Origin of the sequence: Mycobacterium sp. SMC-19 (genome assembly GCF_045310815.1) — a bacterium.
Taxonomy (GTDB): domain Bacteria; phylum Actinomycetota; class Actinomycetes; order Mycobacteriales; family Mycobacteriaceae; genus Mycobacterium.
The window spans coordinates 148,306-174,790 of record NZ_JBJIAM010000003.1; the positions used below are offsets into that span (position 1 = coordinate 148,306).

Sequence of the window (26,485 nt, forward strand, 5' to 3'; positions counted from 1 at the left end):
TTTCGGCGCGGTTTTACCCGCTCAGCGGGCACTATCGCGCCGAAATCGCCCACCGGATCTCGGTGATGACCCGATCCGGGGCAGTGACTAAGTCCAGCCAGGTGAACCGGAGCACGGTCCACCCCCGCAGCACGATCTGGTTCTGCCGCACTCGGTCACCTTCGAATTCATCCGGGCCGCTGTGATACGCCCAGCCGTCAACTTCGATCGCAACTGCGATTTCTGGAAAGGCAACGTCAATCTTGTAGCCGCCCAGTCGATAGTTCGCCACCCATCCAGTGATGCCGGCATCGCGCAACAGTTGGACCAGCATTCGCTCGGCCTGTGAACGCGCGCCGCTCTCTGCCGCCTGCAGCATCCGACGGGCCGCCGGGGAACCCTGCCGGCCCGCGTTTCGCAGCTGGGCCCGCCACAGGTGGGGTAGTTCAGTGTGGCGCTGCAGGGCGGTATCCATCACCTTGGGGCCCCCGCCACGACGGGCAGCGGCCTCGACCGTCGTCAGGGCGAGCCCGGTAACCAGCAGCCCCCTGCGCTCGACCACATCCTCGGGAAAGAGGTCTCGGCGCCTGAGTCGGGTGCCTCGATGAGCCCGCCCATGTGAATCGCGAGGAACGGTAACCTCGACCAAATTCGGTGCGGCGGTGGCCAGCTGGTGCCACCAGGCCGCCGCCAATCCGCTGGCGACGGCGTCAATTCCGTAGCTCCACACCGCTGCTCGGATGCGCGCGGCGGTGGTGAACGGACGATCGTCGGCAAAGTACACGCCGGGCCCGCAGCGCCGCCAGCGTCCAGATTGGAGTCGGCGGCCGATGGCGGAGCTGGAGAGGCCGCACTCCAAGGCCTGCGAGCGGGTGATCACACCGTCGTGACGCCGTAGATAGTTGTCCACATAGGTCGGACGTAGCCCGACCGGCCCGGGTTCCGTGCGATTTCCCCCGCTCAGCGTGCCGGTCCGCGCCGAGATCGCCGGGCCACGCCCGCGGAATGCAGCTCGAGGAGGGCCAATCCTCCGATCACCGCGGGGTCGGCATGGCGCCAGGCCCCGGCGGGGTCGGGACTGATCGCGGTCAGCTTCCCCAAAGGACGATTGGTCAGCGCGCGCAGCGCCAGAAGTTGCTGCCCGGCCATGGTGGCGTACAAACCCAGCACCGCTCGTTTGCGCAAGAAGAACCGCAGTCGCAAGACCAGCCACGGCATCGCCACCGCCAGAATCGGCGGGGCCGCGACCGCGAACGCGAGCACGTAGGCCAGCCAGCCGGCCGTGGTGTTCAGATTGTGGCCCGCCCCGGCGATGTCGACGGCGGCATGGCCCGCCGCGGTGAGCGGCTTGCTCACGGCGTCGCCGACCAGCGGGATACGGTCCGCGCTCTTGCCTGCCGACGTCAAACTGTCGGCCACACCGTTGGCGCCGCGCTCGAACTGCTGCCCGACACCGGCGATGGTGGTGACCGCGCCATGGACGGCGAGCGCGACGAGTACCCACAAGAAGGTCCACGCCGCGACGACGAGGTCGCTGAACAGTTGGGCCAGTAGGCGGCCGGGGGAGGTGGCGTAGGGCAGCAACCGGGAGGTCATCATCCGATCCCAGCACAGTGCCTACCGCTAAGCTGGCCGAATGCCGCGACCTGCGCTCTCCGATTACCAGCACCTGGCCAGCGGCAAAGTCCGCGAACTTTACCGGATCGATGATCAGCATCTGCTGTTCGTCGCGACCGACCGGATCTCGGCGTTCGACTACATCCTCGACAGCGAGATCCCGGACAAGGGCCGCATCCTGACCGCGATGAGTGTGTTCTTCTTCGACCTCGTCGAGGCCCCCAATCACCTGGCCGGGCCGCCCGACGACCCGCGTATCCCCGATGAGGTGCTCGGCCGCGCGCTGGTCGTGCGCCAGCTGAAGATGATGCCGGTGGAGTGTGTGGCTCGCGGCTACCTGACCGGCTCGGGCCTGCTGGACTACCAGCGCAGCGGTGCCGTGTGCGGCATCCCGTTGCCGCCCGGACTGGTGGAAGCCAGCAAGTTCCTCAACCCGCTGTTCACCCCGGCGACCAAAGCCGAGATCGGCGAACACGATGAGAACATCTCGTTCGCGCAGGTGATCGACCTGGTGGGTCCGGTGCGGGCCGGCCAGTTGCGCGACCGCACCCTGGCGACCTATGTGCAAGCGGCCGACCACGCGCTGACCAAGGGAATCATCATCGCCGACACCAAGTTCGAGTTCGGGATCGACGAACACGACAACCTGGTGTTGGCCGACGAGGTGTTCACCCCCGACTCGTCGCGCTACTGGCCGGCCGACCACTACCGCGCCGGGGTCGTGCAGCAGAGCTTCGACAAACAGTTCGTCCGCAACTGGCTGACCGGTCCGGAATCCGGTTGGGACCGGGCTTCAGACCAGCCGCCCCCGGCGCTGCCCGACGACATCATCGCCGCGACGCGCGCCCGTTATATCGAGGCCTACGAACGCATTTCGGGTCTGTCCTTCGACGACTGGGTCGGCCCCGCAGCATGACCGACGTATCGCAGGATCTCCCGGGTCCACCTTCGGCAAAGCGCGTAGCCAGCACTCGCACGCACCACGGGGACGTCTTCGTCGATTCTTATGAGTGGCTGCGTGACAAGTCTGATCCCGCGGTGATCGCCCACCTGGAAGCCGAGAACGCGTACACCGACGCCACCACGGCACATCTGGAACCCTTGCGGCAGGACATTTTCGACGAGATCAAGGCTCGCACCAAGGAAACCGACCTGTCGGTGCCCGCTCGCCGCGGCGACTGGTGGTACTACGCGCGCACCTTCGAGGGAAAGCAGTACGGCGTCCACTGCCGCTGCCCGGTCAGCAGCCCCGATGACTGGGACCCGCCGCAGCTCGAAGAGGCCACCGAGATCCCGGGCGAGCAGGTGTTGCTCGACCAGAATGCCGAGGCCGAAGGGCACGACTTCTTCGCGCTCGGTGCCGCCAGCGTCAGCCCGGACAGTCGCGTCCTGGCCTACTCCGTCGATGTCGTCGGAGATGAGCGATACACCCTGCGGTTCAAGGATTTATCCACTGGCGAGCTGCTTGCCGACGAGATCGCCGGGATCGGCGCCGGGGTGACTTGGGCGACCGACAATCAGACCGTCTACTACACGACCGTCGACGAAGCCTGGCGCCCGGACACCGTGTGGCGCCACCGAATCGGCAACCCCGCGGACTCCGCCGAGCAGGTCTACCACGAGGCCGACGAACGATACTGGCTGTCGGTGGGACGCACCCGCAGCGATGCCTACGTGTTGATCGCGGCCGGTTCGTCGATCACCACCGAGGTGCGCTACGCCGACGCGGCCGACTCGCACGCCGCGTTCACCGTGGTGCTGCCTCGCCGCGAAGGCGTCGAATACTCCGTCGAGCACGCCATCATCGGCGGCCAGGACCAATTCCTGATGCTGCACAACGACGGTGCGGTCAACTTCACCTTGGTGCAGGCCCCGGTGAGCGATCCGGCCGCGCAGCAGACTCTGATCGCCGGACGCGACGACGTGCGGCTCGACGCGGTGGATGCCTTCGCGCATCACCTCGTGGTCGGATACCGCGCCGAGGGCCTGCCCCGCATCCAGCTGTGGCCGATCGGCGCCGATGGTGATCTCCAACCGCCGCAGGAGATCACGTTCGACACCGAGCTGACGTCGTCGGGTCTGGCAACCAATCCGAACTGGGACGCCCCGAAGCTGCGGGTAGGTGCGACGTCGTTCATCACCCCGGTGCGGGTCTACGACATCGACCTAGCGACCGGTGAACGCACCCTGTTGCGCGAACAACCGGTACTGGGCGAATACCGCAGCACCGACTACGTCGAATATCGCGACTGGGCCTATGCCGAGGACGGCACCCGGGTGCCGGTGTCGATTGTGCACCGAGCCGGAATCGAAATGCCCGCTCCCACATTGCTTTACGGCTACGGTGCCTACGAGGCGTGTGAGGATCCGCAGTTCTCGATCGCTCGGTTGTCGTTGCTGGATCGGGGGATGGTGTTCGCCGTAGCCCACGTTCGCGGCGGCGGCGAGATGGGCCGGCTGTGGTACGAGCGCGGCAAGCTGCTGGAGAAGAAGAACAGCTTCACCGACTTCGTCGCCGTGGGCCGTCACCTGATCGATGCAGGGGTGTGCCGGCCCGGGCATCTGGTGGCGATGGGCGGCAGCGCCGGCGGCCTGCTGATGGGGGCGGTGACTAACCTGGCGCCGGATCTGTTCGCCGGGGTGGTGGCACAGGTCCCGTTCGTCGACCCGCTGACCACGATCTTGGACCCGTCGCTGCCGCTGACCGTCATCGAGTGGGACGAATGGGGAAACCCGTTGGACGACAAGGACGTCTACTTCTACATGAAGTCCTACTCGCCGTACGAGAACATCGCCAGCCGGGAATACCCGCCGATCCTGGCGATGACCTCGCTGAATGACACCCGGGTGTACTACGTCGAACCGGCGAAGTGGATCGCGGCGCTGCGGCATACCAAGACCGACATCAATCCGGTGTTGCTGAAAACCGAGATGAACGCCGGCCACGGCGGTATCTCCGGGCGCTACGAACGCTGGAAGGAGATCGCGTTCTCCTACGCCTGGCTGCTGGCGGTTGTCGGCTGCGGGTAACGTCGCGGCCATGAGCCTCGTCGATATCCCGCTGACCACCCTTGACGGCCGTGCCACCTCGCTGGCCGACTACGCCGACCGTGCGGTCCTGGTCGTCAACGTCGCGTCCAAATGCGGACTCACCCCGCAGTACGGCGCGCTGGAGAAGCTCGCGCAAGACTACGGCGACCGCGGGCTGACCGTGCTGGGCGTGCCCTGCAACCAGTTCATGGGCCAGGAGCCCGGAACGGCCGAGGAGATCGCGACCTTCTGCTCCACCACCTACGGGGTGACCTTTCCGCTGCTGGCCAAGACCGATGTCAACGGCGCGGACCGCCATCCGCTGTATGCGGAGCTGACCCAGACCGCCGACGCCGAGGGCGCCGCCGGTGACGTGCAGTGGAACTTCGAGAAGTTCCTGCTCGCCCCCGGTGCCAGCGTGGTCAACCGCTTCCGCCCGACCACGGTGCCGGATGCACCCGAGGTGATCGCCGCCATCGAAGCCGTCCTGCCTGGCTGATGCATACCCGGTCGGAACGCTTCCCCAGCGTGCGGGCGGCGGCGCTGGCCTACCGGTTCCGGGAGAGCCTGTTCGCGCTGCCATTGGTGATCGTGTTCGGCGGAATGGCGCTCGCCGTCATCACCCGGGTGGCGGACCGCAACATCGGCCCGTCGCCGCGCTTCCTGCTGAAGATGGACAGCGGTGTGGCCACCACGCTGCTGTCCACCATCGCCGGCGCGACCATCACCACCGCGGGAGTCATCTTCTCGCTGACCATCGTCAGCCTGCAGCTGGCAAGTTCGCAGCTGTCGCCCCGAGTCATGCGGTGGTTCATCCGAGACCGGCTCAGCCAGGTGGTCATCGGCCTGCTGGTCGCGTCGTTCGTGTACTGCGTGCTGAGCCTGCCCGACCTCGATGGGTCGTCGCCGGTCCCCGCGCCGCCGCTGACGGTGACGGTCGCGGTCGTACTGACAATCGCGACGGTCATCACGATCATCGCCCACGTCGACCACCTGGCCCACCGGCTGGAGGTCGGGCAGGTGGTGCGCGAGATCGCGGCCGAGGGCTCCATGGTGATCGACGCCGTCGCGGCCGCCGCCGCCCACGAGCGACCCGCCCACGAGGCGGACATGGAGGTTCCCCCGGACGCACTGCGGCTGACCTCGCCCGGCAACGGCTGGGTCAGTCAGGTCAACCCCCAGCGGCTGCTGGCCGCGATCCCGGCCGGCACCACAATCCGGTTGGACACCCGCGTCGGTGCCTACATCCACCTCGGCCAGCCGCTGGTCACCATCTGGCCGGTGCCGGCCAATCCGGATCGGGTGCGGGACAAGCTGTCCCGGGCGGTCGTCGTCAGTGACAGCCGCACCATGCAGGAAGACGTCGACTTCGCCTTCCGGCAGCTGGTCGATATCGGGCTGCGTGCACTCAGCTCGGCGATCAACGACCCGACCACGGCGGTGGAGGCCACGCTGCGGGTGGGCAGCCTGCTGCGCCGCGTGCTGACGGTGCCGCCGCGACCGCGGGCGGTGGCCGGACCGGATGGTCGAATACTGTTGCGGCCCTGGGATCTCGACCCCAAGGAATACATCGGGCACGGTTTCGACCAACTTCGCCAGGTTGCGCCCAGTCAGCCCCTGGTAGCAGCGGCGATCCTGCGGGTGCTGCGGATGCTGGTCGCTCACGTCAAGGAATACGGCCGGCCCGAGCACCTGCCCGCCCTGCGGGAGCAGACCGACCTGCTGCTGGAATCGCTGGAGATGACGCCGGGTCTGCACCCCCGTGATCTGGCCCGCCTCAAGGCGATCGCCGCGGACACCACCGATCCGGCCGACCACAGTCGCCGCCGGGCGACTCCGTAGCGCTATCTGACGTCTTCCTCGATGTCACCGACAGGTCACCTGCGCTGGTCACACTGATGTGGTGACCGGACAACTGATCGTCTCCGTCTCCGGAATCGGGGCGCACACCCGGGCCGACGCCGAGGCCTTCTGCGCGCAGCTGGACGCCCGCGGCGTACCGGTGTCGCTGCTGGTGGCGCCCCGGCTGGGGGGCGACTACCGCCTCGACCGCGATCCGGACACCGTCGACTGGCTGACGCAGCGGCGCGCCGACGGCGCGGCGATCGTGCTGCACGGCTTCGACGAGGCCGCCACCAAGAAGCGCCGCGGCGAGTTCGCCACGCTGCCGGCCCATGAGGCCAATCTGCGGCTACTCGGCGCCGACCGCGTACTGGAGCATCTTGGACTACGCACCCGGCTGTTCGCCGCGCCCGGCTGGACCGTTTCGCCGGGCACCATCAAAGCTTTGCCGCACAACGGTTTCCGGCTTCTGGGCGGTTTGCATGGCGTCACCGACCTGGTGCTGGGTCATACCGTGCGGGCCCGGGTGGTCGGCGTCGGGGCCGGATTTCTCGCTGCGCCCTGGTGGTGCCGGATGGTGGTGGCCACCAGTGAGCGCATCGCTCGTCGTGACGGCCTGGTGCGGCTGTCGGTAGGCGCGCGACAGCTGAACAAGCCGGGAGTGGCCGAGGCCATGCTGGACGCGGTGGACACGGCGTTGGGCCACGGTTGCCGGCGGGAGCGCTACCGGTGGCCGCTCGCACCGGTCGACGTGGCCTCGGAGTTGAGCGCCTGAGTCGTTACCCTGGGACGCCATGAGCGGTAAGGCGGACGCTGACGCGATCGTCGTCGGGGCAGGTCTGGCGGGCCTGGTGGCGGCCTGCGAGCTGGTGGACCGCGGCCAGCGCGTTCTCATCGTCGACCAGGAGAACAGCGCCAATCTGGGCGGACAGGCGTTCTGGTCCTTCGGCGGGCTGTTCTTCGTCGACAGCCCCGAGCAGCGCCGGCTCGGGGTACGTGACAGCCACGAACTGGCGCTACAGGATTGGCTGGGCACCGCCGGGTTCGACCGGGCGTGCGACCACTGGCCGCGCCAATGGGCGCACGCCTACGTGGACTTCGCCTCGGGTGAGAAGCGCAGTTGGCTGCGTGCCCGCGGACTGAAAGTGTTTCCGCTGGTGGGCTGGGCCGAACGTGGCGGTTACGGCGCCACCGGGCCCGGCAATTCGGTGCCCCGATTCCACATCACCTGGGGCACCGGACCGGCCCTGGTGGAGATCTTCGCGGGCCGGCTGCGAGGCCGTTCGCGGGTCCGATACGCCTTCCGGCACCAGGTCGACGAGCTGATCGTCGAGGGCGGCCGAGTGACCGGGGTGCGGGGCAGTGTGCTGGAGCCCTCGGCCGCCGAGCGCGGCGTGGCGTCATCGCGGAACACGGTGGGACAGTTCGAGTTCCGTGCCCCTGCGGTACTGGTTACCAGCGGCGGTATCGGCGGCAATCTCGATCTGGTGCGCCAGAACTGGCCGGAGCGGATGGGCCGGGTGCCCGCGCAGCTGCTGGCCGGGGTGCCCGCACACGTCGACGGCCGGATGATCGGGATCACCGAGGCGGCCGGCGGCCGGGTGATCAACCGGGACCGGATGTGGCACTACACCGAGGGCATCACCAACCACGACCCGATCTGGCCGGGCCACGGCATCCGGATCATCCCCGGACCGTCGCCGCTGTGGCTCGACGCCGCCGGCGTACGGCTGCCCGGGCCGCTGTATCCCGGATTCGACACCCTGGGCACGCTCGAGCACATCGCTCGCTCCGGTCAGGACTACACCTGGTTCGTGCTGAACCGGCGGATCATCGAGAAGGAATTCGCGCTGTCGGGCCAGGAGCAGAATCCCGACCTGACCAGCCGCAGTCTGCGTCAGCTGGCCGCGTCGCGCGCCCGGTCCGGGCCGCCCCCGCCGGTACAGGCGTTCATCGATCGCGGGGTGGATTTCGTGCACGCCTCGTCGCTGCGTGACCTGGTAGCCGCCATGAACGACCTGCCCGATGTGGTGCCGTTGGAGTACGCGACGGTCGAGGCCGAGGTCACCGCGCGCGATCGTGAAGTGGCGAACCGATTCAGCAAGGACGGTCAGGTCACCGCGATCCGCGGCGCCCGGGCCTATCTGGGCGACCGGATCGGCCGGGTGGTGGCCCCGCACCGGCTGACCGATCCGTCCGCCGGTCCGCTGATCGCGGTCAAGCTGCACATCCTGACCCGGAAGACGTTGGGTGGCTTGGAAACCGACCTGGACTCCCGGGTGCTGGGCGCGAACGGCAAGCCGATCGACGGGCTGTACGCCGCCGGCGAGGTGGCCGGTTTCGGGGGCGGCGGCGTGCACGGCTACCGGGCACTGGAGGGGACATTCCTGGGCGGGTGCATCTTCTCCGGCCGGGCTGCCGGGCGGGGCGCCGCCAGCGACATCGCCTGACCCCGGTTTCCCGCGAGCGTGCGCAGTTGTACGGCGTAGGCGGCGTGTCGCGGCACAAACGCGCCCTCTCGCGCAAGGGGTGCGACGCGGCTAAAACGTGACGGAGCTTTCCTCGGGAAGCACCTGGAAGTCGGCGCGTCCCATCTCGGCCAGGCGGCCGTGATAGATCCCGCGGGCCTCGGCGGCGATGATGCCCTGGTGGATCGGCACCGCGGCCCGCGGCGCGACCGCGCGCAGGTACTCGACCGCCTCGGAGATCTTCATCCACGGCGCCGCCGCCGGGGTGGCCAGCACGTCCACCGGTTCGCCGGGCACGAACAGCGCGTCACCGGGGTGCATCAACCGGGCCGGATGGCCGTCGTCGCCGATCAGGTAGGAGATGTTGTCGATCATCGGCAACTCCGGGTGGATCACCGCGTGCTGCCCGCCCACTCCGCGCACCCGCAGCGGCCCGACGTCGAAGGCGTCCCCGACGTGCACCGGCTGCCAGGGCGGGCCCAGCTGGGCGGCGGTCTGCGGGTCGGCGTAGAGCGCGGCACCCGGGTTGGCGTCGATCAGGGCCGGCAGCCGCGCCACGTCGGCGTGATCGGGGTGCTGATGAGTGACCAGGATGGCCGCCAGACCGGTGATGCCCTCGAAGCCGTGCGAAAAGTTGCCGGGGTCGAACAGCACCGTGGTTCCGCCGAAATCGGCGAGCAGGCAGGAATGGCCGAAGTGGGTCAGTTGCATACCTAAAGATTGTGCGCTCCGGCGCCACCGGCGGGCATCGGTATTGTTGACCCGACCGATTCCCCGTCGACAGTAGGGAGCACCCGTGGCCCGGGTGGTTGTGCACGTGATGCCCAAAGCCGAGATCCTTGACCCGCAGGGACAGGCGATCGTCGGAGCGCTTTCTCGGCTCGGACACACCGGAGTGTCGGATGTGCGGCAGGGCAAGCGCTTCGAGCTCGAGGTCGACGATTCGATCGACGACGCCGCGCTGGCCGAGATCGCCGAATCGCTGCTGGCCAACACGGTGATCGAGGACTTCACCGTCAGCCGGGAGACCTCGTGAGTGCCCGGATCGGCGTCATCACCTTCCCCGGCACCCTCGACGACGTCGACGCCGCCCGCGCGGTCCGGTTCGTCGGTGCCGAGCCCGTCAGCCTCTGGCACGCCGACGCCGACCTCAAGGGCGTCGACGCCGTGGTGGTGCCCGGCGGCTTCTCCTACGGCGACTACCTGCGCTGCGGGGCCATCGCCCGGTTCGCCCCGGTGATGGGCGAGGTCATCAAGGCCGCCGGCCAAGGCATGCCCGTACTCGGCATCTGCAACGGCTTCCAGGTGCTGTGCGAGGCCGGGCTGCTGCCGGGTGCGCTGACCCGCAACGCGGGCCTGCACTTCGTCTGCCGCGACGTCTGGCTGCGGGTGGCCTCCACCGCGACGGCCTGGACCTCCCGATTCGACGCCGACGCCGACCTGTTGGTGCCGCTGAAGTCCGGCGAGGGCCGCTACGTGGCCTCCGAAGCAGTGCTCGACGAGCTGGAGGGTGAAGGTCGGGTGGTGTTCCGCTACCTCGACAACATCAACGGCTCCCTGCGCGACATCGCCGGGGTGAGCTCGGCCAACGGCCGGGTGGTCGGGCTGATGCCGCACCCCGAGCACGCCATCGAGGCGCTGACCGGGCCCAGCGATGACGGGCTGGGGCTGTTCTACTCCGCGCTGGACGCGGTGCTGTCGGTCTGACGGGCTCAGCCCGCCAGGGGCCATGGCGTCAGCAGGTCAGCGCAACCGCTGCCTCGGCGGTGTAGCACAGGAACGTCAGCGTCTCCTGCAGGTAGAGCTGCACGTTCTCGGCATCGTGCGACAGGTAGCCGATCGACACGTCGGTGCCCAGCCGCAGGTCGAAATCGCCGCCGCGGGTGGTCAGCACAAACGCACCGTCGATCGCCGGTGCCCAGATGATGTCGCCGGTGACCAGCCGGCGCAGGTGCTCCAGGATCGGGTAGCCGTGATCGGAGGTCTCGGCGACCTTGGTGTAGGTCTCTGCCGACAACAGCACCGAGTACGGGCCGTCCACCCCGGCCAGCCGCAGCGCTGAGAGCGCCTGGCTGATCACGTCGGGGATGCCGCGCGGGTCCTCCGGCAGCGTCAGCTCCGGGTTCGAGCTGGCGCTGCGGATGCCCTCCACCGCGGCGCCCGGGTAGCCCCCGAAGATGATCCGGTCCTCGGCGAACGCCAACTTCTTGGCCGCGGCCTTCACCGGGTCCCAGTCGGGATCTTGCGAGCCCCGCTCGACATCGTCGATCTCGTCACGCGACAGGGTGAACGGAACCCGCAGGCGCACCAGCGGTTTGCTGTCGCGCAGATGCGCTTCGACGCCGTCGGCCGGCGCGCCGATGCCGGTCAGCCGGCCGGTGCCCACCGCGGCGGCCGTCGGGCCGGCCGGCTCGCTGACGTCGACCACTCGGCGACCGGCAATGTGCCGCTTGAAGGTCCGGGTGGCCTCCTGCTCGATGTCGGCCCAGGCCGCTTCGGTGACCGGGGCCAGATCGCGATACAGGTTGTTCATTGCGAGGTTCCTTTCAGGCTGCCGATGTTCAGTGAGCCTTGAACGGCGGTGGATTCGACGGGCTCGGTGGGGGTGGGCGTCGCTGCTCCCGGCAGCGGCGGCGGATCGTCGAGGAAGTCGGCGGTGGGGGTGAAGAACATCCCGCCGGTGACCGCGGTGGAGAAGTCCAGGATGCGGTCGGTGTTGCCCGGCGGGTCGCCGAAGAACATGTTGCGCAGCATCTGCTCGGTGACGTCGGGAGTCCGCGCGTACGCGATGTAGTACGTGCCGGACTCGCCGGCGCCCACCGAGCCGAACGGCATGTTGTGCCGCACGATGTCCAGTTCGTTGCCGTCCTCGTCGGTGATGACATTCAGCGCGATGTGCGAGTTGGCCGGTTTCACCGCGTCGTCGAACTCGATGTCGTCGGCCTTGGTCCGGCCGATCACGCGTTCCTGTTCGGTGACCGGCAGCGCCTCCCAGGCGGCCATGTCGTGCAGGTACTTCTGGATGTGCACGTAGGACCCGCCGGCAAAGTCGGGATCGGAGTCACCGACCGCGGTGGCCTCCAGCGCCTCGTCGTCGACCGGGTTCTCGGTGCCGTCGACGAACCCGAGCAGGTCTCGATTGTCGAAGAACCGGAAACCGTGCACCTCGTCGACCACGGTGATCGCGCCGGCCATCGCCTTGACGATCCGCCCCGCCAGCTCGAAGCAGACGTCCATGGTCTCGCCCTTGACGTGAAACAGCAGGTCCCCCGGGGTGGCCGGAGCGGTGTGGCGGGGACCGGTCAACTCCACGAACGGATGCAGCTGCGCCGGCCGGGGCCCGGCGAACAGCCGGTCCCACGCCTCCGAGCCGATCGAGGTCACCAACGACAGCCGTTTGGTCGGGTCGCGAAAGCCGATCGCCCGGGCGAAACCCGCCAGGTCGGGCAACGCCTCGTGCACTGTCTGCTCGCCGCCCTCGTTGATGGTTGCCACCAGAAAAATGGCCGCACAGGTCAGGGGAGCGGTCACGGGCTGGACGGACGGCACGGTATCGACCCTAACGCCCCCGCCGGCGTCCCGATGCGAAAGACTTGAGCCATGGCGGCCACCGCAACCGGATTATGCGAATTCATCGACGCCTCACCGTCGCCGTTTCACGCCTGCGCAACCGTGGCCGAGCGGCTTCGGTCCGCCGGCTACACCGAGGTCGCCGAGACCGATCGGTGGCCGCAGGCGCCGGGGCGGTACTTCGCCGTCCGTGCCGGTTCACTGATCGCATGGAACAGTCCGGAGCACGGCGGCCACATCCCGTTCCGGATCATCGGCGCGCACACCGACAGCCCGAACCTGCGGGTCAAGCAGCATCCCGCCCGCGAGGTCGCCGGCTGGCAGCTGGTGGCCCTGGCGCCGTACGGCGGGGCCTGGCTGAACTCCTGGCTGGACCGCGAGCTGGGCATCAGCGGGCGGCTCTCGGTGCGCGACGATTCTGCGGGCGCGGGAATCAGCCACCACCTGGTCCGTATCGATGAACCGATCCTGCGGGTGCCGCAGCTGGCCATCCACCTGGCCGACGACCGCAAATCGGTCACCCTGGACCCCCAACGCCACATCAACGCCGTCTGGGGAGACGGCCGGTCGCCGGACTTCCTCGGCTACGTGGCGCAGCGCGCCGGCGCCGAGCCCCGCGACGTGCTGGGCTTCGACCTGATGACCCACGACCTCGCGCCGTCGACCGTGACCGGGGTGGGCCAGGAATTCGTCAGCGCGCCGCGGCTGGACAACCAGGCCAGCTGCTACGCCGGGCTGGAAGCCCTGATCGCAGCCAAGCCTGGCCGCCATCTGCCGGTGCTGGCGCTGTTCGACCACGAGGAGGTCGGATCGACGTCGGATCACGGCGCCCAGTCCGATCTGTTGAGAGGCGTGCTGGAGCGGATCACGCTGGCCGCCGGCGGCGACCGGGAGGACTTCCTGCGCCGGCTGACCGCCTCCACGCTGGCTTCGGCGGACATGGCGCACGCCACCCACCCGAACTACCCGGAGCGTCACGAACCGGGCCATCCGATCGCGGTCAACGCCGGCCCGGTGCTCAAGGTGCAGCCCAACCTGCGCTACGCCACCGACGGCCGCACCGCCGCCACCTTCGCGCTGGCCTGCGAGAAGGCCGGGGTGGCGCTGCAGCGCTACGAGCATCGGGCCGATCTGCCCTGCGGATCGACCATCGGCCCGATGAGCGCCGCAAGTACCGGGATCCCCACCGTTGACGTCGGCGCTCCGCAGCTGGCCATGCATTCGGCACGGGAACTGATGGGCGCACGGGACGTGAGCTCCTATGCGGCGGCTCTGACGGCATTCCTGGCGCCGGACTGAGCCGAAATCGGTGCCATAGACTGTGCCCGTGACGCCCCCGACCACGCTGGACACCGTCGAACACGCCGCTGCAACGCCCGAGCACCCGCAACCGTTCGCCGAGTTGGGTCTCAAGGACGACGAGTACCAGCGCATCCGCGACATCCTGGGCCGCCGCCCCACCGACGCCGAGCTGGCCATGTACTCGGTGATGTGGAGTGAGCACTGCTCCTACAAGTCCTCCAAGGTGCATCTGCGCTACTTCGGTGAGACCACGACCGACGAGATGCGCAAGGCCATGCTGGCCGGCATCGGCGAGAACGCCGGCGTCGTCGACATCGGCGACGGCTGGGCCGTCACCTTCAAGGTGGAGTCGCACAATCACCCGTCCTACGTCGAGCCCTACCAGGGTGCGGCCACCGGAGTGGGCGGCATCGTGCGCGACATCATGGCGATGGGCGCCCGCCCGGTCGCGGTGATGGACCAGCTGCGGTTCGGCGCCGCCGACGCTCCCGACACCCGCCGGGTGCTCGACGGAGTGGTGCGCGGCATCGGCGGCTACGGCAACTCCCTCGGGCTGCCCAACATCGGCGGCGAAACCATCTTCGACCCCTGCTACGCGGGTAACCCGCTGGTCAACGCGCTGTGCGTCGGCGTGCTCAAGAAGGAAGACCTGCACCTGGCGTTCGCCTCCGGTGCCGGCAACAAGATCATCCTGTTCGGCGCGCGTACCGGGCTGGACGGCATCGGCGGGGTGTCGGTGCTGGCATCGGACACCTTCGGCGGCGACGAGAGCGGCGCGGGCCGCAAGAAGCTTCCGTCAGTGCAGGTCGGCGACCCCTTCACCGAGAAGGTGCTCATCGAGTGCTGCCTGGAGCTCTACGCCGCCAAGCTGGTGGTCGGCATCCAGGATCTCGGTGGTGCCGGATTGTCTTGTGCGACTTCTGAGCTGGCTTCTGCCGGCGATGGCGGAATGGCGATCCAGCTGGACCAGGTGCCGCTGCGCGCAGCGAACATGAGCCCGGCCGAGGTGCTGTCCAGCGAGTCGCAGGAACGCATGTGCGCCGTGGTGGCCCCGGAGAACGTCGACGCCTTCATGGCGGTCTGCGCCAAGTGGGACGTACTCGCCACCGTGATCGGCGAGGTGACCGACGGCGACCGGTTGCAGATCACCTGGCACGGACAGACCGTGGTCGACGTTCCGCCGCGCACCGTGGCCCACGAAGGCCCGATCTATCAGCGCCCGGTCACGCGCCCCGACACCCAGGACGCGCTCAACGCCGACCGCTCCGACAAGCTGCCGCGGCCGGTCACCGGTGAGGAGCTGCGTGCGACGCTGCTTGCGCTGCTGGGCAGCCCGCACCTGTGCAGCCGGGCGTTCATCACCGAACAGTACGACCGCTACGTGCGCGGCAACACCGTGCTGGCCGAGCACGCCGACGGTGGGATGCTGCGCATCGACGAGGCCTCCGGTCGCGGGATCACGATCTCCACCGACGCCTCCGGTCGTTACACCAAGCTCGACCCCTACACCGGGGCGCAGCTGGCGCTGGCCGAGGCGTACCGCAACGTGGCCGTCACCGGCGCCACCCCGATCGCCGTCACCAACTGCCTGAACTTCGGTTCTCCGGAAGACCCCGGGGTGATGTGGCAGTTCGCCGAGGCCGTTCGCGGTCTGGCCGACGGCTGTGCGGCACTGGGGATTCCGGTGACCGGCGGCAATGTCAGCTTCTACAACCAGACCGGCGCCACGCCGATCCACCCCACCCCGGTGGTCGGGGTGCTCGGGGTTATCGACGACGTCGGCCGCCGTATTCCCACCGCGTTCGGAGTCGAACCGGGTGAGACGCTGATTCTGCTCGGCGATACCCGCGACGAATTCGACGGGTCCATCTGGGCGCAGGTGACCGGCGACCACCTGGGCGGACTGCCGCCGACGGTCGATCTGGAGCGCGAGCAGCTGCTGGCCGAGGTGCTGAGCGCGGCATCGCGCGACGGCCTGATCTCGGCAGCCCACGACTTGAGCGAAGGCGGGCTGATCCAGGCGGTGGTCGAGTCGTCGATCGCCGGTGAAACCGGTTGCCGCATCTTGCTTCCCGAAGATGCCGACCCGTTCGTCTTCCTGTTCTCCGAGTCGGCGGGCAGGGCCCTGGTGGCGGTGCCGCGCACCGAGGAGAGCCGATTGCGCTCCATGTGCGAGGCGCGCGGCCTACCGGCCACTCGCGTCGGCGTGGTGGACCAGGCCTCGCAGGAGATAGAGGTCCAGGGCCAGTTCAGTGTGTCGCTGACCGAACTGCGCAGCACCTCCGAAGCGGTGCTGCCGGGGCTGTTCGGATAGTCCGACCAGGATGCAGGCGCCGGCCAAACACCCACTGCTGGTGTGGGCTTGGAGCCTGCTGCGGCTGGGGTTCGTCGGGGTGGCGTTCGGTGCGCTGTTCTTCTGCCTGTCGCTGACCCCGTCGCTGCTGCCGCGCGACTGGCTGTTCCAGGGGCTGATCGGCGGGATCAACGCGGCCTTCGGCTACGGGCTGGGGGTGCTGATCGGTGCAGCGGTGGAGCGGTTCGTCCTGCGCGGTGCCGACTGGTGGCCGCCGCCGCGCCCGGTCTTGCTCGCGCTCAAGGCAACAGTGGTGGTGGCGGCCCCGGTCGCGTGCATTGTGATGCTGATCCCGGCCGCCGGCTGGCAACGCCAGGTCTCCGAACTGCTGGGCATCGAAGGCCCGGCAACCCTGGGCTACCTGCGCACCCTCGGCGTGGCCATCGGGGTGGCCGCGGCGCTGGTGGCGACGGTGCGGGTGCTGATCGACGCCAGTCGGCTGCTGGCACGGGCGCTGATCCGGCGTTGGCACCTGCACCGCGAAGTCGCCATGTTCATCGGCAGCGCGATCGTCGTCGTGCTGCTGACCACCTTGATCAACGGCGTGCTGATCCGCGGTTTCTTCGCCGGCGCCAGCGCGGTGTTCCAGCCCGAGGACAGCGCCACCGTGCCCGGGACGAACCAACCGCTACAACCGGAGCGATCCGGCAGCCCGGAGTCGTTGGCGCCCTGGGCCACCCTGGGCAGCCAGGGCCGCAGCTTCGTCGCCGGGGGAGTGCACGCCGCCGAGCTCGCCCGGATCAACGGACGGCCCGCCCGTGAACCCATCAGGGTGTATGCCGGGCTGCACAGTGCGGGCGACGACCAGGCGCGCATGCAGCTGCTGCTCGAGGAACTGGACCGCACCCACGCCTTCGACCGCCAGGTGTTGGTCGTGGTGCCCACCACCGGCACCGGGTGGGTCGACCCGGCGGCGGCCGACGCGCTGGAGATGCTCTACAACGGCGACACCGCCATCGTCGGCGTGCAGTACTCCTACCTGCCGAGCTGGATCTCCTTCCTGGCCGACCAACGTAAATCGATGGACTCCGGCCGGTTGCTGGTGCGCACCATCGCCGAGCGGTGGCGAGGCCTGCCCGCGCAGCACCGGCCCAAGTTGGTGCTCTACGGGGAGAGTCTGGGATCGATGGCCGGGCAGGCCGCGTTCGACTGGCTGCCCGATGTCGCCGACATGGGCTATGAGGCCGTGCTGTGGGTGGGGCCACCGCAGGCCAGCCCGCTCTGGCATGCGTTGCTGGTGCGGCGTGACCCCGGCAGCACCGCCGTGTTGCCGCGCTACGACAACGGCCGCACAGTGCGGTTCGCCCAGGGCACGGTGCCGGCCGAGATCGCCCGGATCGCCGCGCCGCCGTGGCAGGGCACCCGGGTGCTGTTCCTGCAGCACGCCTCCGATCCGGTGGTGTGGTGGTCACCGGACCTGCTGTTCGCGCGGCCCGACTGGCTCACCGAAGCGCCCGGCCCGGACCGGACCGCCTCCATGCGCTGGTACCCGGTGGTGACGTTCTGGCAGGTCAGCGCGGATCTGTTCCACGGTGAGCAGATGCCCGCCGGGCACGGGCACAACTACGCGGACACGATCCTGGACGGCTGGGTGGCGGTGCTGCCACCCGACGGCTGGACGCCGGCCGACACCGAGCGGGTGCGCGCGGCGCTGCGGGGCGGCTAGGCAACCACCGGGGTCGTGCGGAATGCTGCATCTATGGAGCGCTACACCCGTGACGGCCTGGTCTTCGATGTCCGCGACGCCGGGCCGCCCGACGGTCCCGTTGTGGTGCTGCTGCACGGCTTTCCGCAGCGAAACGACAGCTGGAGTGCCGTCATCGACCGGCTCACCGCCGCGGGCTACCGGTGTCTGGCCCCCAACCAGCGCGGCTATGCACCCGGTGCCCGGCCACCTCGGCGCCGGGACTATCGCATGTCCGAACTCGTCGCCGACATCGGCGCATTGATCGATGCCAGTGGTGCGCAGCGTGTGCACCTGGTGGGACACGACTGGGGTGCCGCCGTGGCGTGGGGAGTGGCAGCCGAACTGCCCGAACGGCTCGCCACGGTGTCGCCGGTGTCGGTCCCGCACCCCGCCGCCTTCCTGAAGTCGTTTGTCACCAGCCGGCAGGGGCTGGCGTCGTGGTACATGGGTTTCTTCCAGCTGCCGTGGCTGCCGGAGTGGTTGCTGACGCGCGGGAACGGCGCAGTGGCCGCCAAGACTCTGCGGCGAAGCGGGCAGACGGCGGCGGCGGCCGAACGGGATGCGCAGGCCATGACGGAGCCGGGCGCGCTGACCGGCGGGCTCAACTGGTACCGAGGTCTGCCGATGTCGAATCTGCGAGACAGCAACCAGCAGATCTCGGTGCCGACGATGTATGTGTGGAGTGATGACGACATCGCGCTGAAGCCCAAGGCGGCACGCAACACCGCCCGATACGTCGACGCGGAATACCGATTCGAGATCATGTCGGGCGTCTCGCACTGGATCCCCGATACCGAGCCGGACCGGCTCGCCGACCTGCTGCTGGACTGGTTCGCCGCACACCCCATCGACTGACCCCATGGCAGCCGCCCGCTCACGTCCGCAGCCCGACCCGGCACAGACCCGCGCAGCCGTACTGGCGCTCGCGGCGTGGCTGCGTGACGAGAGCCTGCCGGCCCCCGACCGCGCCGAGTTGGCCGCCGCGGTCCGGCTGACCGCCCGCACGCTGGCCGAGCTGGCCCCCGGCGCCAGCGTCGAGGTGCGGATCCCGCCGTTCGTGGCGGTGCAGTGCATCGCCGGGCCGCGGCACACTCGCGGCACCCCGCCCAACGTCGTCGAGACCGATCCGCGCAGTTGGCTGTTGTTGGTCGCCGGGTTGCTGGAGACAGCCGATGCGACCGCCGCCGCAAAGCTGCGGCTGTCCGGTTCGCGAGCCGCCGAGATCGCCGATTGGCTGCCGTTGGTGAAACTTGACGCACGTTGACCGTAGACTGAACCTCGTCACTGTGGCCCGTCCCCCTGGAGCAGCTGAAACGTGCCGGACCAGCAGGTAGTAGACCTTGAGAACGCACCCCGTGAAGAGTGCGGCGTCTTCGGAGTTTGGGCTCCCGGCGAAGAAGTAGCGAAGCTCACTTATTACGGCCTGTATGCGCTGCAGCACCGTGGCCAGGAGGCCGCCGGGATCGCGGTCGGCGACGGTTCGCAGGTGCTGGTCTTCAAGGATCTGGGCTTGGTCAGCCAGGTGTTCGAGGAGCAGACGCTGGCGGCCATGCCCGGGCACGTGGCGGTCGGCCACTGTCGCTACTCCACCACCGGTGACACCACCTGGGAGAACGCCCAGCCGGTGTTCCGCAACACCGCGGCCGGCACCGGTGTGGCGCTGGGGCACAACGGCAACCTGGTCAACACCGCCGAACTGGCCGGCCGTGCCCGCGAACTGGGCCTGATCGACACCCGCCGTCCGGGCGTGGCCACCACCGACTCGGACATCCTGGGTGCGCTGCTGGCGCACGGCGCCGCGGACAGCTCCCTGGAGCAGGCGGCGCTGGAGCTGCTGCCGACGGCGCGCGGTGCTTTCTGCCTGACTTTCATGGACGAGAACACCCTGTATGCCGCCCGCGACCCGTGGGGCGTGCGGCCGCTGTCGCTGGGCCGGCTCGACCGCGGCTGGGTGGTGGCCTCGGAGACCGCGGCGCTGGACATCGTCGGCGCCTCGTTCGTCCGCGACATCGAGCCCGGTGAGCTGCTGGCGATCGACGCCGACGGGGTGCGCTCCACCCGGTTCGCGAACCCCACTCCGAAGGGCTGCGTCTTCGAGTACGTCTATCTGGCCCGGCCCGACAGCACGATCGGCGGCCGGTCGGTGCACGCCACTCGAGTGGAGATCGGCCGTCGGCTGGCGCGCGCGCACGCGGTGGAGGCTGACCTGGTCATCGGTGTGCCGGAGTCCGGCATCCCGGCCGCGGTGGGCTACGCCCAAGAGTCCGGTATCGACTACGGACAAGGCCTGACCAAGAACGCCTACGTCGGGCGGACCTTCATTCAGCCGTCGCAGACCATCCGCCAGCTCGGTATCCGGCTCAAGCTCAACCCGCTGCGCGAGATCATCCGCGGTAAGCGGCTGATCGTCGTGGACGACTCGATCGTGCGGGGCAACACCCAGCGCGCCCTGGTGCGGATGCTGCGTGAGGCCGGTGCCGTCGAGGTGCACGTGCGGATCGCCTCCCCGCCGGTGAAGTGGCCGTGCTTCTACGGCATCGACTTCGCCTCGCCGGCCGAGCTGATCGCCAACGCCGTCGAGGACGAGACCGAGATGGTCGAAGCGGTGCGGCGCGCCATCGGCGCCGACAGCCTCGGCTATGTCGGTCAGGAAGACATGATCGCGGCCACCGAGCAGCCCAAATCGCGGCTGTGCTGCGCCTGCTTCGACGGCAGCTACCCGATCGAGCTGCCCGATGACAGTGCCCTGGGCAAGAACGTCATCGAGCAGATGCTGAGCAACACCGCGCGCAAAGCCGAGAGCGACAACGACGCCGCGCTGAGTCAGTCCTAGCCCGAAGTCGGTCCTTCAGAAACCGCTGAAGCCGACTTCCGGACCTAGTATCAACTACTTGACACTAAACCGGTCCCTCGATAGCGTCGGCGCCAACGAGGCTCGTGACCCGGCGTGAGGACAGGAGTGGTTGTGGCGCGTTTTCCGAAGCCGCCCGAGGGCAGTTGGACCCAGCACTATCCCGAACTCGGTACCGAACCGGTGTCCTACCGCGATTCCATCAGCCCGGATGTCTACGAAAAGGAGCGCGCGGCGATCTTCCGGCGCGCCTGGCTCAATGTCGGTCGGGTAGAGCAGATTCCGCGAAAGGGCAGTTACTTCACCCGGGAACTCAAGGTGGTCAACACCTCGATCATCCTGGTGCGAACCGGATCTGGCGAGATCAAGGCCTATCACAACGTCTGCCGGCACCGGGGCAACAAGCTGGTGTGGGACACCATGCCGTTGGAGGAGACGAGCGGGAACTGCCGCCAGTTCACCTGCAAGTACCACGCCTGGCGCTACGACTTGGATGGCAATCTGGCCTTCGTCCAACAGGAGGAAGAGTTCTTCGACCTCGACAAGAGCCGCTACGGGCTGGTCGGCGTGCACTGCGACGTCTGGGAGGGGTTCATCTTCGTCAACTTCGCCGCCACCCCGGAGCAATCGCTGCGCGAATTCCTCGGGCCGATGGTTACGGCGTTGGAGGGCTACCCCTTCGGGCAGATGACCTCGCGATGGCAGTACCGCTCGTCGGTCAACTCCAACTGGAAGCTCTTCTTGGACGCGTTCCAGGAGTTCTATCACGCGCCGGTCCTGCACGGGAACCAGACGCCGACGGCCTTCCGGGTAGCGGCCGAACAGGCGGGCTTCGAGGCGCCGCACTACCAGATCGAAGGCCCGCACCGACTGGTGAGCACCTCGGGGGTGCGAGCCTGGGAGATGCCGGCCGAGATGCGCAAGCCGATCGAGGAGATCTGCCAGAGCGGGTTGTTCGGGCCATGGGACTCACCGGATCTCGGCCCGATGCCCGACGGCCTCAACCCCGCGAAATGCGATCCGTGGGGCCTGGATTCGTTTCAGATCTTCCCCAACTTCACGATCCTGTTCTGGGGGCAGGGCTGGTATCTGACCTACCACTACTGGCCGACCGGGCACGACTCGCACATTTTCGAAGGAACGCTGTACTTTCCCCAGCCGCGGACTCCCCGTGAGCGGGTCGCTCAAGAACTCGCGGCGGTGTCGTTCAAGGAGTACGGGCTGCAGGACGCCAGTACCTTGGAGGCCACCCACACGATGATCGGCACCGGCGTGGTGGACCGGTTCCTGCTCAACGACCAAGAGGTGCTGATCCGGCACTTCCACTGCGAAACCGCCGCGTGGATCGCCGAGCACGAGCGCACCGCGGCCAAGGCCTGAGAGATCGTGACCACCATGCTGCCCAAGGAATTCGCCGACCTCGAACCGTTCAGCCAGTGGTGCCTGCCGTCCGAGCCGGAGCGCTACGCCAAGCGCCTGAGCAGTTCCATGTTGGACATGCAGGCCTTCTACGACGCCGTCACGGCGCGCGCCGAAGACGCGCTGGCCTATTGCGACAAGTTCAGCCTCGACGACATGCCCGAGGATGTGCTGAACCTGATGTACCTGCTGTATTCCATGATCACAGTGGCCTTCCCGGCCGAATCCTGGAAGCAGCCGCGCGTTCCCGACTCCGGCGCCGCCGTCATCGAATGCGTTTCGGAGCCCTATCCGTGACCGGGGTGTTGGTGCTGCGCGCCGATCGGTGGCTCGACATCGACGCCGGTGTGGTGCGGTCACCCGCCGTCGTGGTGGTCGAGGACGGCCGCATCTCCGCCATCAACCCCGAAGCGCCCCTACCTGTTTCGGCTGAAGATATCGACCTCGGCGATGTCACATTGCTGCCCGGACTGATGGACATGGAGCTCAACCTGCTCATCGGCGGGCCGGGTAGTCCGGAAGGGCTCCCCACGCCGCTGCACGGCGTGCAGGACGATCCCGCCTACCGCACGTTGCGGGCCGCGGTGAACGCGCGAACCACGCTGGAAGCCGGCTTCACCACCGTCCGCAACCTGGGGCTGATGGTCAAGACCGGCGGTTATCTGCTGGATGTCGCGCTGCAGCGTGCCATCGATCAGGGCTGGCATGTCGGTCCGCGGATCTATCCCGCCGGCCACGCCGTCACACCCTACGGCGGCCACCTGGATCCGACGGTCTTCCAACGGCTTGCGCCCGGCGTGATGCCGCTGTCGATCGCCGAGGGCATCGCCAACGGCGTACCGGATGTGACCGCCTGCGTGCGCTACCAGATCCGCCACGGCGCCAAGCTGATCAAGGTGTCGGCCTCCGGCGGGGTGATGTCGCACAGCACCGCGCCGGGCGCCCAGCAGTACTCCGACGCCGAGTTGGCCGCAATCGCCGACGAAGCGCATCGTGCCGGGGTGCGGGTGGCCGCACATGCCATCGGCGACACCGCGATTCGGGCGTGCATCCGGGCCGGAATCGACTGCATCGAGCACGGTTTCCTGGCCACCGACGAAACCCTGGCGATGATGGTGGACCATGGCACCTTCCTGGTCTCCACTACCTACTTGACGGACGCCTTGGCTGTCGACCGGATCGCCCCGGAGCTGCGCAAGAAAGCGGCCGAGGTGTTCCCGCGGGCCAAAGCGATGTTGCCCCGGGCGATCGAGGCCGGTGTACGCATCGCGTGTGGCACCGACGCGCCGGCAATTCCGCATGGCCAGAACGCCAAGGAACTGTGCGCACTGGTGGAGCGCGGTATGACGCCGGTGCAGGCACTGCAGGCGGCCACCGTCGTCAGCGCCGATCTCATCGACGCCGCCCACGAATTGGGCAGGCTGGCCCCGGGTTACTGCGCCGATATCATCGCCGTACCGGGTGATCCGACCCGGGACATCAGCACCACCGGTGACGTGCGATTCGTCATGAAGGACGGCCGGGTCTGCAAGCGCAGCTGACAGGGAAGCGGGATATGGATCTGACCAACAACATCCTGTGGCTGCTCAAGCAGGCCTTCTACTACTCACTGACGACCGTTAACGAGGCGATCAGCGAGCACGGCGTGAGCACCGCTCAGATCGGTCTGTTGCGCCAACTCGCCGGCGAGCCGGGGTTGTCCGGCGCCGAACTGGCACGTCGTCTCCTGATCACCCCGCAGGGTGTGCAACTGGCCCTTAGTGCGCTCGAGCGCCGTGGGTTGGTCGAGCGCAAGCAGGATCCCCACCACGGCCGAATCCTGCGGGCCTACCTGACCGACGAGGGGCGGGCGGTGACCTCGGCGGTCGTCACGGACGCGATCGCCGCCCATGATCAGGTGTTCGGTGTGCTGAGCCGCGACGAGCAGGAGACGCTGCGAGCGTTGCTGGCCCGAGTCGTCGAGCAGGGCACCGGCCACACCCTCTTCGCCGACCACGTCGAGCCCTAGGGGCGCCGTCACGCAGTTCCGACTCGTGCGGGCATGCTGTCCCAGCCACGGACGGCTGAGGACGACGAGAAGATCGCCGCGTCGAGATCGATCTCCCAGTCCGGGAAGCGGTTGAGGATCTCGTCGAGGGCGATTCGGCCTTCGAGACGGGCCAGAGCGTTGCCAAGGCAGTAGTGTGCGCCGACCCCGAAGGCCAGGTGTTGGCGCGGTACCCGGGTGACATCGAAGGACTCCGCGGTCGCTCCGAATCGGCGCTCGTCGCGATTGGCCGCCCCGATCAGGGTCAGCATCGCCGCCCCCGCGGGGACCACGCGGCCGTGCAACTCGACGTCGCGGGTGACATAGCGCGCCGCCTGCAGTGCCGGCGGTTCACAGCGCAGGATCTCCTCGATGGCGCTGCCCAGCAGCGACCGATCGTCGGCGAGTAGTCGGCGTTGATCGGGGTATTGGGACAGCAACTTGGCCGTCCAGCCGATCAACCGGGTGGTGGTCTCGGCGCCGGCCACGGCGACGACGTTCATGAACATCAGCAGTTCGTCGCGGCGTAGGCGCCGCGTGCGACCGGTCTCGTCAGTGAACTCGACGTGCAGCAGTTCGGTGGTCAAGTCGTCGGCCGGGTGGTCGATGCGCCAGTCGATGAAGTCGGCGAAGACCTGCCCGTCGGTGAGCGCCCCGTCGGGATTGTCGGTCAACTGCCCGCCGCGCTGGGTGCGCACATGCTTGTCGCCGTCTTGCTGAACACGGCGCTGGTAGTCCTCGGGAATGCCGAACAGCATGCCCACCACCCGCAGCGGCATCACCGCGCCGAGGGCGGTGACGAAGTCGACGCGGTCCGCGCCGATCAACGGGTCCAGGCACTGGGCGGTGAATTCTCGGATGGCCGCTTCCAGCGCAGCGATCTTGCGGGGAGTGAATGCGCGGGACAACAGGCTGCGGTGGATGTCATGGATCGGCGGGTCCTCGAAGATCAGCATGCCCGAAGGGATTTCGATGCCGGACTTGAGGATCTCCAACACCACACCGCGTGCCGAGCTGAAGGTCTTGTGGTCGATCAGGGCCGCATTGACGTCCTCGAACCGGCTCACCGCGTAGAAGTCGTGAACTTCGTTGTAGTACAGCGGCGCTTCGGCCCGCAGCCGCGCGAACATCGGATAGGGATCGGCGTTGAGGGCGACATCCCAGGGGTCGTAGTACACGTCCTGAGTGGTGGTGGCGGCCACAGCGTTCTTCACTCCCCGCGCTCGAAAGGAACTATGGGTGGCACGCCGACTCCTTCGGGCATCACCAAGTTACCGTCGACGTCGATATAGCCGGAGCGGTTGGTCGGCAGTGGCAGAACAGGATTCGGGCAGGGCCGGTCGGTACCGTCACCGCAGATCCCGCCGGTGAAGTACGACCGCTTCTGGTGGTCGGCCGGCCACGGGTCGGAGTGCAGGGCGATCCATTGCGCAGGAACCATGTAGAGCACGAAGAAGCACGAGCTGACCCCGGCGAAGACCGCCAGGAACCGGGTGAACTGCTGACGGGCCACGCCCCCTCGTACGCGGTCGAGACCACGTTCGACGACGGTGCGCCCGCGCTCGTCGGTGAAGAAGCGCAGTGAGCACAACGCCGCCTGGACGGCGCCCCACATCAGGCCTTCATAGATGGGCCATTGGTAGTAGGTGTCGGCATGAATCGACACCGACCGGATAGCGCCGGGGTAGGTGTAGAAACCGATCGGCAGCAGGACCAGGCCTTCCATGACGAAATCGAACACGAACGAGATCGCGTAGGTGATGGCAATAAGGCGCAGATTGCTGATGGAGGGCCAGCGCGCCTTGATCTTTCCCATGATCCAGCATCCGGCGATGGTGATCAGCAGAACGCCGTAGGCGTACCCGGGAACGTTGGTCAACAGGGGTTCGGCCACCTGACGGCCGGGCTCCTCGGGCGATACCCAGCCGGGGATATGTGATGTCCACGAACCCCGGTTGAACAGCCAGGTGTTGTAGGTGCACCAGGTGTTGAAGTAATTCAGCAATGGGTCCAGGAAGAACATCAGGCCCATCGAGACAAACAGCAAGCCGTCCAACGTGATTCGGCGCTCGCGGCGCCACGGGCGGATGAAGAACCACCACACGGCCACTGGCAGGCCAACCCACAGCACGATGGCGTTGGCCATCAGGGGCACCTTCATGTACATCGGCGGATCGTTCGGCCCGCCGGGGACGCGCTCGAAAAAGGGGCCGGTGATCCACCGGGTCCAGACATATAGCTGCAGTGTCAGCAGTGCTCCGCCGACGGCTGCCCACACCCTGATCGCACCGCCCCCGCGGCCAGGCGGTTCCGGCTCGGCAAGGACGGATTCGATCTGCTC

At 68.2% G+C, this 26,485-nt stretch carries 25 protein-coding genes; 18 read left to right on the top strand and 7 right to left on the bottom strand.

The genetic code is table 11. The features are described from left to right. Positions 1 to 31: 31 nt before the first annotated feature. The gene (locus ACJH5R_RS08200; RefSeq protein WP_406759594.1) at positions 32 to 889 is read right to left on the bottom strand and encodes a type IV toxin-antitoxin system AbiEi family antitoxin domain-containing protein; all 858 of its coding nucleotides are present in this window, start codon (positions 887 to 889) and stop codon (positions 32 to 34) included. 50 nt (positions 890 to 939) lie between these two features. Next, complete coding sequence (locus ACJH5R_RS08205; protein ID WP_406759593.1) at positions 940 to 1,575, bottom strand: hypothetical protein; 636 nt, start codon at positions 1,573 to 1,575, stop codon at positions 940 to 942. Between the two features lie 40 nt (positions 1,576 to 1,615). On the opposite strand from ACJH5R_RS08205, the gene ACJH5R_RS08210 reads away from it, so the two are divergent. The 6 genes from ACJH5R_RS08210 to ACJH5R_RS08235 all read left to right on the top strand — a co-directional run bounded on the left by ACJH5R_RS08210 (position 1,616) and on the right by ACJH5R_RS08235 (position 8,918). Beyond that, on the top strand, positions 1,616 to 2,512 hold the full coding sequence (locus tag ACJH5R_RS08210) for a phosphoribosylaminoimidazolesuccinocarboxamide synthase (RefSeq protein ID WP_406759592.1): 897 nt from the start codon (positions 1,616 to 1,618) through the stop codon (positions 2,510 to 2,512). Continuing rightward, positions 2,509 to 4,626, top strand: coding sequence for a S9 family peptidase (locus ACJH5R_RS08215; RefSeq protein ID WP_406781734.1), 2,118 nt, complete (start codon positions 2,509 to 2,511; stop codon positions 4,624 to 4,626). Before ACJH5R_RS08210 ends, ACJH5R_RS08215 begins: the two co-directional genes overlap by 4 nt. A 10-nt stretch (positions 4,627 to 4,636) precedes the next feature. Further along, positions 4,637 to 5,125, top strand: coding sequence for a glutathione peroxidase (locus ACJH5R_RS08220; RefSeq protein WP_406759590.1), 489 nt, complete (start codon positions 4,637 to 4,639; stop codon positions 5,123 to 5,125). Continuing rightward, positions 5,125 to 6,468, top strand: coding sequence for a DUF2254 domain-containing protein (locus ACJH5R_RS08225; RefSeq protein WP_406759589.1), 1,344 nt, complete (start codon positions 5,125 to 5,127; stop codon positions 6,466 to 6,468). The genes ACJH5R_RS08220 and ACJH5R_RS08225 overlap by 1 nt, the downstream gene beginning before the upstream one ends. A 61-nt stretch (positions 6,469 to 6,529) precedes the next feature. Then, entirely contained in the window at positions 6,530 to 7,243 is a 714-nt protein-coding gene (locus tag ACJH5R_RS08230) for a DUF2334 domain-containing protein (RefSeq protein WP_406759588.1), read from the top strand. A gap of 19 nt (positions 7,244 to 7,262) precedes the next feature. After that, entirely contained in the window at positions 7,263 to 8,918 is a 1,656-nt protein-coding gene (locus ACJH5R_RS08235) for an FAD-binding dehydrogenase (protein WP_406759587.1), read from the top strand. Positions 8,919 to 9,008: 90 nt separating this feature from the next. Here the strand turns inward: ACJH5R_RS08235 and ACJH5R_RS08240 are convergent, their stop codons facing one another. Next, complete coding sequence (locus tag ACJH5R_RS08240; RefSeq protein WP_406759586.1) at positions 9,009 to 9,647, bottom strand: MBL fold metallo-hydrolase; 639 nt, start codon at positions 9,645 to 9,647, stop codon at positions 9,009 to 9,011. Between the two features lie 85 nt (positions 9,648 to 9,732). On the opposite strand from ACJH5R_RS08240, the gene purS reads away from it, so the two are divergent. Continuing rightward, a complete protein-coding gene (gene purS, locus ACJH5R_RS08245; RefSeq protein ID WP_024441898.1) occupies positions 9,733 to 9,972 on the top strand; it encodes a phosphoribosylformylglycinamidine synthase subunit PurS in 240 nt (79 codons plus the stop codon). Then, positions 9,969 to 10,643, top strand: a complete 675-nt coding sequence (gene purQ, locus ACJH5R_RS08250; protein WP_406759585.1) for a phosphoribosylformylglycinamidine synthase subunit PurQ — start codon at positions 9,969 to 9,971, stop codon at positions 10,641 to 10,643. The genes purS and purQ overlap by 4 nt, the downstream gene beginning before the upstream one ends. A 28-nt stretch (positions 10,644 to 10,671) precedes the next feature. On the opposite strand, the gene ACJH5R_RS08255 is transcribed toward purQ, so the two are convergent. Further along, the gene (locus ACJH5R_RS08255) at positions 10,672 to 11,469 is read right to left on the bottom strand and encodes a family 1 encapsulin nanocompartment shell protein (RefSeq protein ID WP_406759584.1); all 798 of its coding nucleotides are present in this window, start codon (positions 11,467 to 11,469) and stop codon (positions 10,672 to 10,674) included. Continuing rightward, complete coding sequence (locus tag ACJH5R_RS08260) at positions 11,466 to 12,485, bottom strand: Dyp-type peroxidase (RefSeq protein WP_406759583.1); 1,020 nt, start codon at positions 12,483 to 12,485, stop codon at positions 11,466 to 11,468. Before ACJH5R_RS08260 ends, ACJH5R_RS08255 begins: the two co-directional genes overlap by 4 nt. A gap of 51 nt (positions 12,486 to 12,536) precedes the next feature. Here ACJH5R_RS08260 and ACJH5R_RS08265 point away from each other — a divergent pair, with 51 nt between their 5' ends. From ACJH5R_RS08265 to ACJH5R_RS08310, 10 genes are all read left to right on the top strand, one after another. Next, the gene (locus tag ACJH5R_RS08265) at positions 12,537 to 13,805 is read left to right on the top strand and encodes a M18 family aminopeptidase (RefSeq protein WP_406759582.1); all 1,269 of its coding nucleotides are present in this window, start codon (positions 12,537 to 12,539) and stop codon (positions 13,803 to 13,805) included. Between the two features lie 46 nt (positions 13,806 to 13,851). Then, on the top strand, positions 13,852 to 16,122 hold the full coding sequence (gene purL, locus ACJH5R_RS08270; RefSeq protein WP_406781847.1) for a phosphoribosylformylglycinamidine synthase subunit PurL: 2,271 nt from the start codon (positions 13,852 to 13,854) through the stop codon (positions 16,120 to 16,122). A 10-nt stretch (positions 16,123 to 16,132) separates the two neighbouring features. Further along, on the top strand, positions 16,133 to 17,827 hold the full coding sequence (locus ACJH5R_RS08275) for an alpha/beta hydrolase (RefSeq protein ID WP_406781735.1): 1,695 nt from the start codon (positions 16,133 to 16,135) through the stop codon (positions 17,825 to 17,827). A 33-nt stretch (positions 17,828 to 17,860) separates the two neighbouring features. Then, positions 17,861 to 18,703, top strand: coding sequence for an alpha/beta fold hydrolase (locus ACJH5R_RS08280; RefSeq protein ID WP_406781736.1), 843 nt, complete (start codon positions 17,861 to 17,863; stop codon positions 18,701 to 18,703). Positions 18,704 to 18,707: 4 nt separating this feature from the next. Continuing rightward, on the top strand, positions 18,708 to 19,112 hold the full coding sequence (locus tag ACJH5R_RS08285; protein ID WP_406781737.1) for a sterol carrier family protein: 405 nt from the start codon (positions 18,708 to 18,710) through the stop codon (positions 19,110 to 19,112). 51 nt (positions 19,113 to 19,163) lie between these two features. Next, a complete protein-coding gene (gene purF, locus ACJH5R_RS08290; protein ID WP_406781738.1) occupies positions 19,164 to 20,681 on the top strand; it encodes an amidophosphoribosyltransferase in 1,518 nt (505 codons plus the stop codon). A gap of 132 nt (positions 20,682 to 20,813) precedes the next feature. Beyond that, complete coding sequence (locus ACJH5R_RS08295; RefSeq protein ID WP_406781739.1) at positions 20,814 to 22,079, top strand: SRPBCC family protein; 1,266 nt, start codon at positions 20,814 to 20,816, stop codon at positions 22,077 to 22,079. 15 nt (positions 22,080 to 22,094) lie between these two features. After that, positions 22,095 to 22,415 (top strand): hypothetical protein, encoded by a 321-nt coding sequence (locus ACJH5R_RS08300; RefSeq protein WP_406760051.1) that lies wholly within the window; start codon positions 22,095 to 22,097, stop codon positions 22,413 to 22,415. Beyond that, on the top strand, positions 22,391 to 23,659 hold the full coding sequence (locus tag ACJH5R_RS08305) for an amidohydrolase family protein (RefSeq protein WP_406781740.1): 1,269 nt from the start codon (positions 22,391 to 22,393) through the stop codon (positions 23,657 to 23,659). Before ACJH5R_RS08300 ends, ACJH5R_RS08305 begins: the two co-directional genes overlap by 25 nt. Positions 23,660 to 23,673: 14 nt before the next feature. Beyond that, complete coding sequence (locus ACJH5R_RS08310; RefSeq protein ID WP_406760040.1) at positions 23,674 to 24,126, top strand: MarR family winged helix-turn-helix transcriptional regulator; 453 nt, start codon at positions 23,674 to 23,676, stop codon at positions 24,124 to 24,126. 8 nt (positions 24,127 to 24,134) lie between these two features. Here ACJH5R_RS08310 and ACJH5R_RS08315 read toward each other — a convergent pair whose 3' ends face one another. Beyond that, entirely contained in the window at positions 24,135 to 25,358 is a 1,224-nt protein-coding gene (locus tag ACJH5R_RS08315; RefSeq protein ID WP_406781741.1) for a cytochrome P450, read from the bottom strand. Beyond that, positions 25,355 to 26,479 carry a spirocyclase AveC family protein gene (locus tag ACJH5R_RS08320; RefSeq protein WP_406760050.1) on the bottom strand — a complete coding sequence of 375 codons (1,125 nt, stop codon included), beginning with the start codon at positions 26,477 to 26,479 and terminating at the stop codon, positions 25,355 to 25,357. The genes ACJH5R_RS08315 and ACJH5R_RS08320 overlap by 4 nt, the downstream gene beginning before the upstream one ends. Between the last annotated feature and the right edge of the window lie 6 nt (positions 26,480 to 26,485).

Excerpts from the sequence above, each read along its gene's own strand:
- ACJH5R_RS08215 (WP_406781734.1), top strand. The coding sequence starts at position 2,509 with ATGACCGACGTATCGCAGGATCTCCCGGGTCCACCTTCGGCAAAGCGC.
- ACJH5R_RS08305 (WP_406781740.1), top strand. The coding sequence starts at position 22,391 with ATGCGTTTCGGAGCCCTATCCGTGACCGGGGTGTTGGTGCTGCGCGCC.
- ACJH5R_RS08310 (WP_406760040.1), top strand. The coding sequence starts at position 23,674 with ATGGATCTGACCAACAACATCCTGTGGCTGCTCAAGCAGGCCTTCTAC.
- ACJH5R_RS08275 (WP_406781735.1), top strand. The coding sequence starts at position 16,133 with ATGCAGGCGCCGGCCAAACACCCACTGCTGGTGTGGGCTTGGAGCCTG.
- ACJH5R_RS08240 (WP_406759586.1), bottom strand. The coding sequence starts at position 9,647 with ATGCAACTGACCCACTTCGGCCATTCCTGCCTGCTCGCCGATTTCGGC.
- ACJH5R_RS08210 (WP_406759592.1), top strand. The coding sequence starts at position 1,616 with ATGCCGCGACCTGCGCTCTCCGATTACCAGCACCTGGCCAGCGGCAAA.
- ACJH5R_RS08235 (WP_406759587.1), top strand. The coding sequence starts at position 7,263 with ATGAGCGGTAAGGCGGACGCTGACGCGATCGTCGTCGGGGCAGGTCTG.
- ACJH5R_RS08280 (WP_406781736.1), top strand. The coding sequence starts at position 17,861 with ATGGAGCGCTACACCCGTGACGGCCTGGTCTTCGATGTCCGCGACGCC.
- ACJH5R_RS08205 (WP_406759593.1), bottom strand. The coding sequence starts at position 1,575 with ATGACCTCCCGGTTGCTGCCCTACGCCACCTCCCCCGGCCGCCTACTG.
- ACJH5R_RS08220 (WP_406759590.1), top strand. The coding sequence starts at position 4,637 with ATGAGCCTCGTCGATATCCCGCTGACCACCCTTGACGGCCGTGCCACC.
- ACJH5R_RS08285 (WP_406781737.1), top strand. The coding sequence starts at position 18,708 with ATGGCAGCCGCCCGCTCACGTCCGCAGCCCGACCCGGCACAGACCCGC.
- ACJH5R_RS08225 (WP_406759589.1), top strand. The coding sequence starts at position 5,125 with ATGCATACCCGGTCGGAACGCTTCCCCAGCGTGCGGGCGGCGGCGCTG.
- ACJH5R_RS08265 (WP_406759582.1), top strand. The coding sequence starts at position 12,537 with ATGGCGGCCACCGCAACCGGATTATGCGAATTCATCGACGCCTCACCG.
- ACJH5R_RS08300 (WP_406760051.1), top strand. The coding sequence starts at position 22,095 with ATGCTGCCCAAGGAATTCGCCGACCTCGAACCGTTCAGCCAGTGGTGC.
- ACJH5R_RS08255 (WP_406759584.1), bottom strand. The coding sequence starts at position 11,469 with ATGAACAACCTGTATCGCGATCTGGCCCCGGTCACCGAAGCGGCCTGG.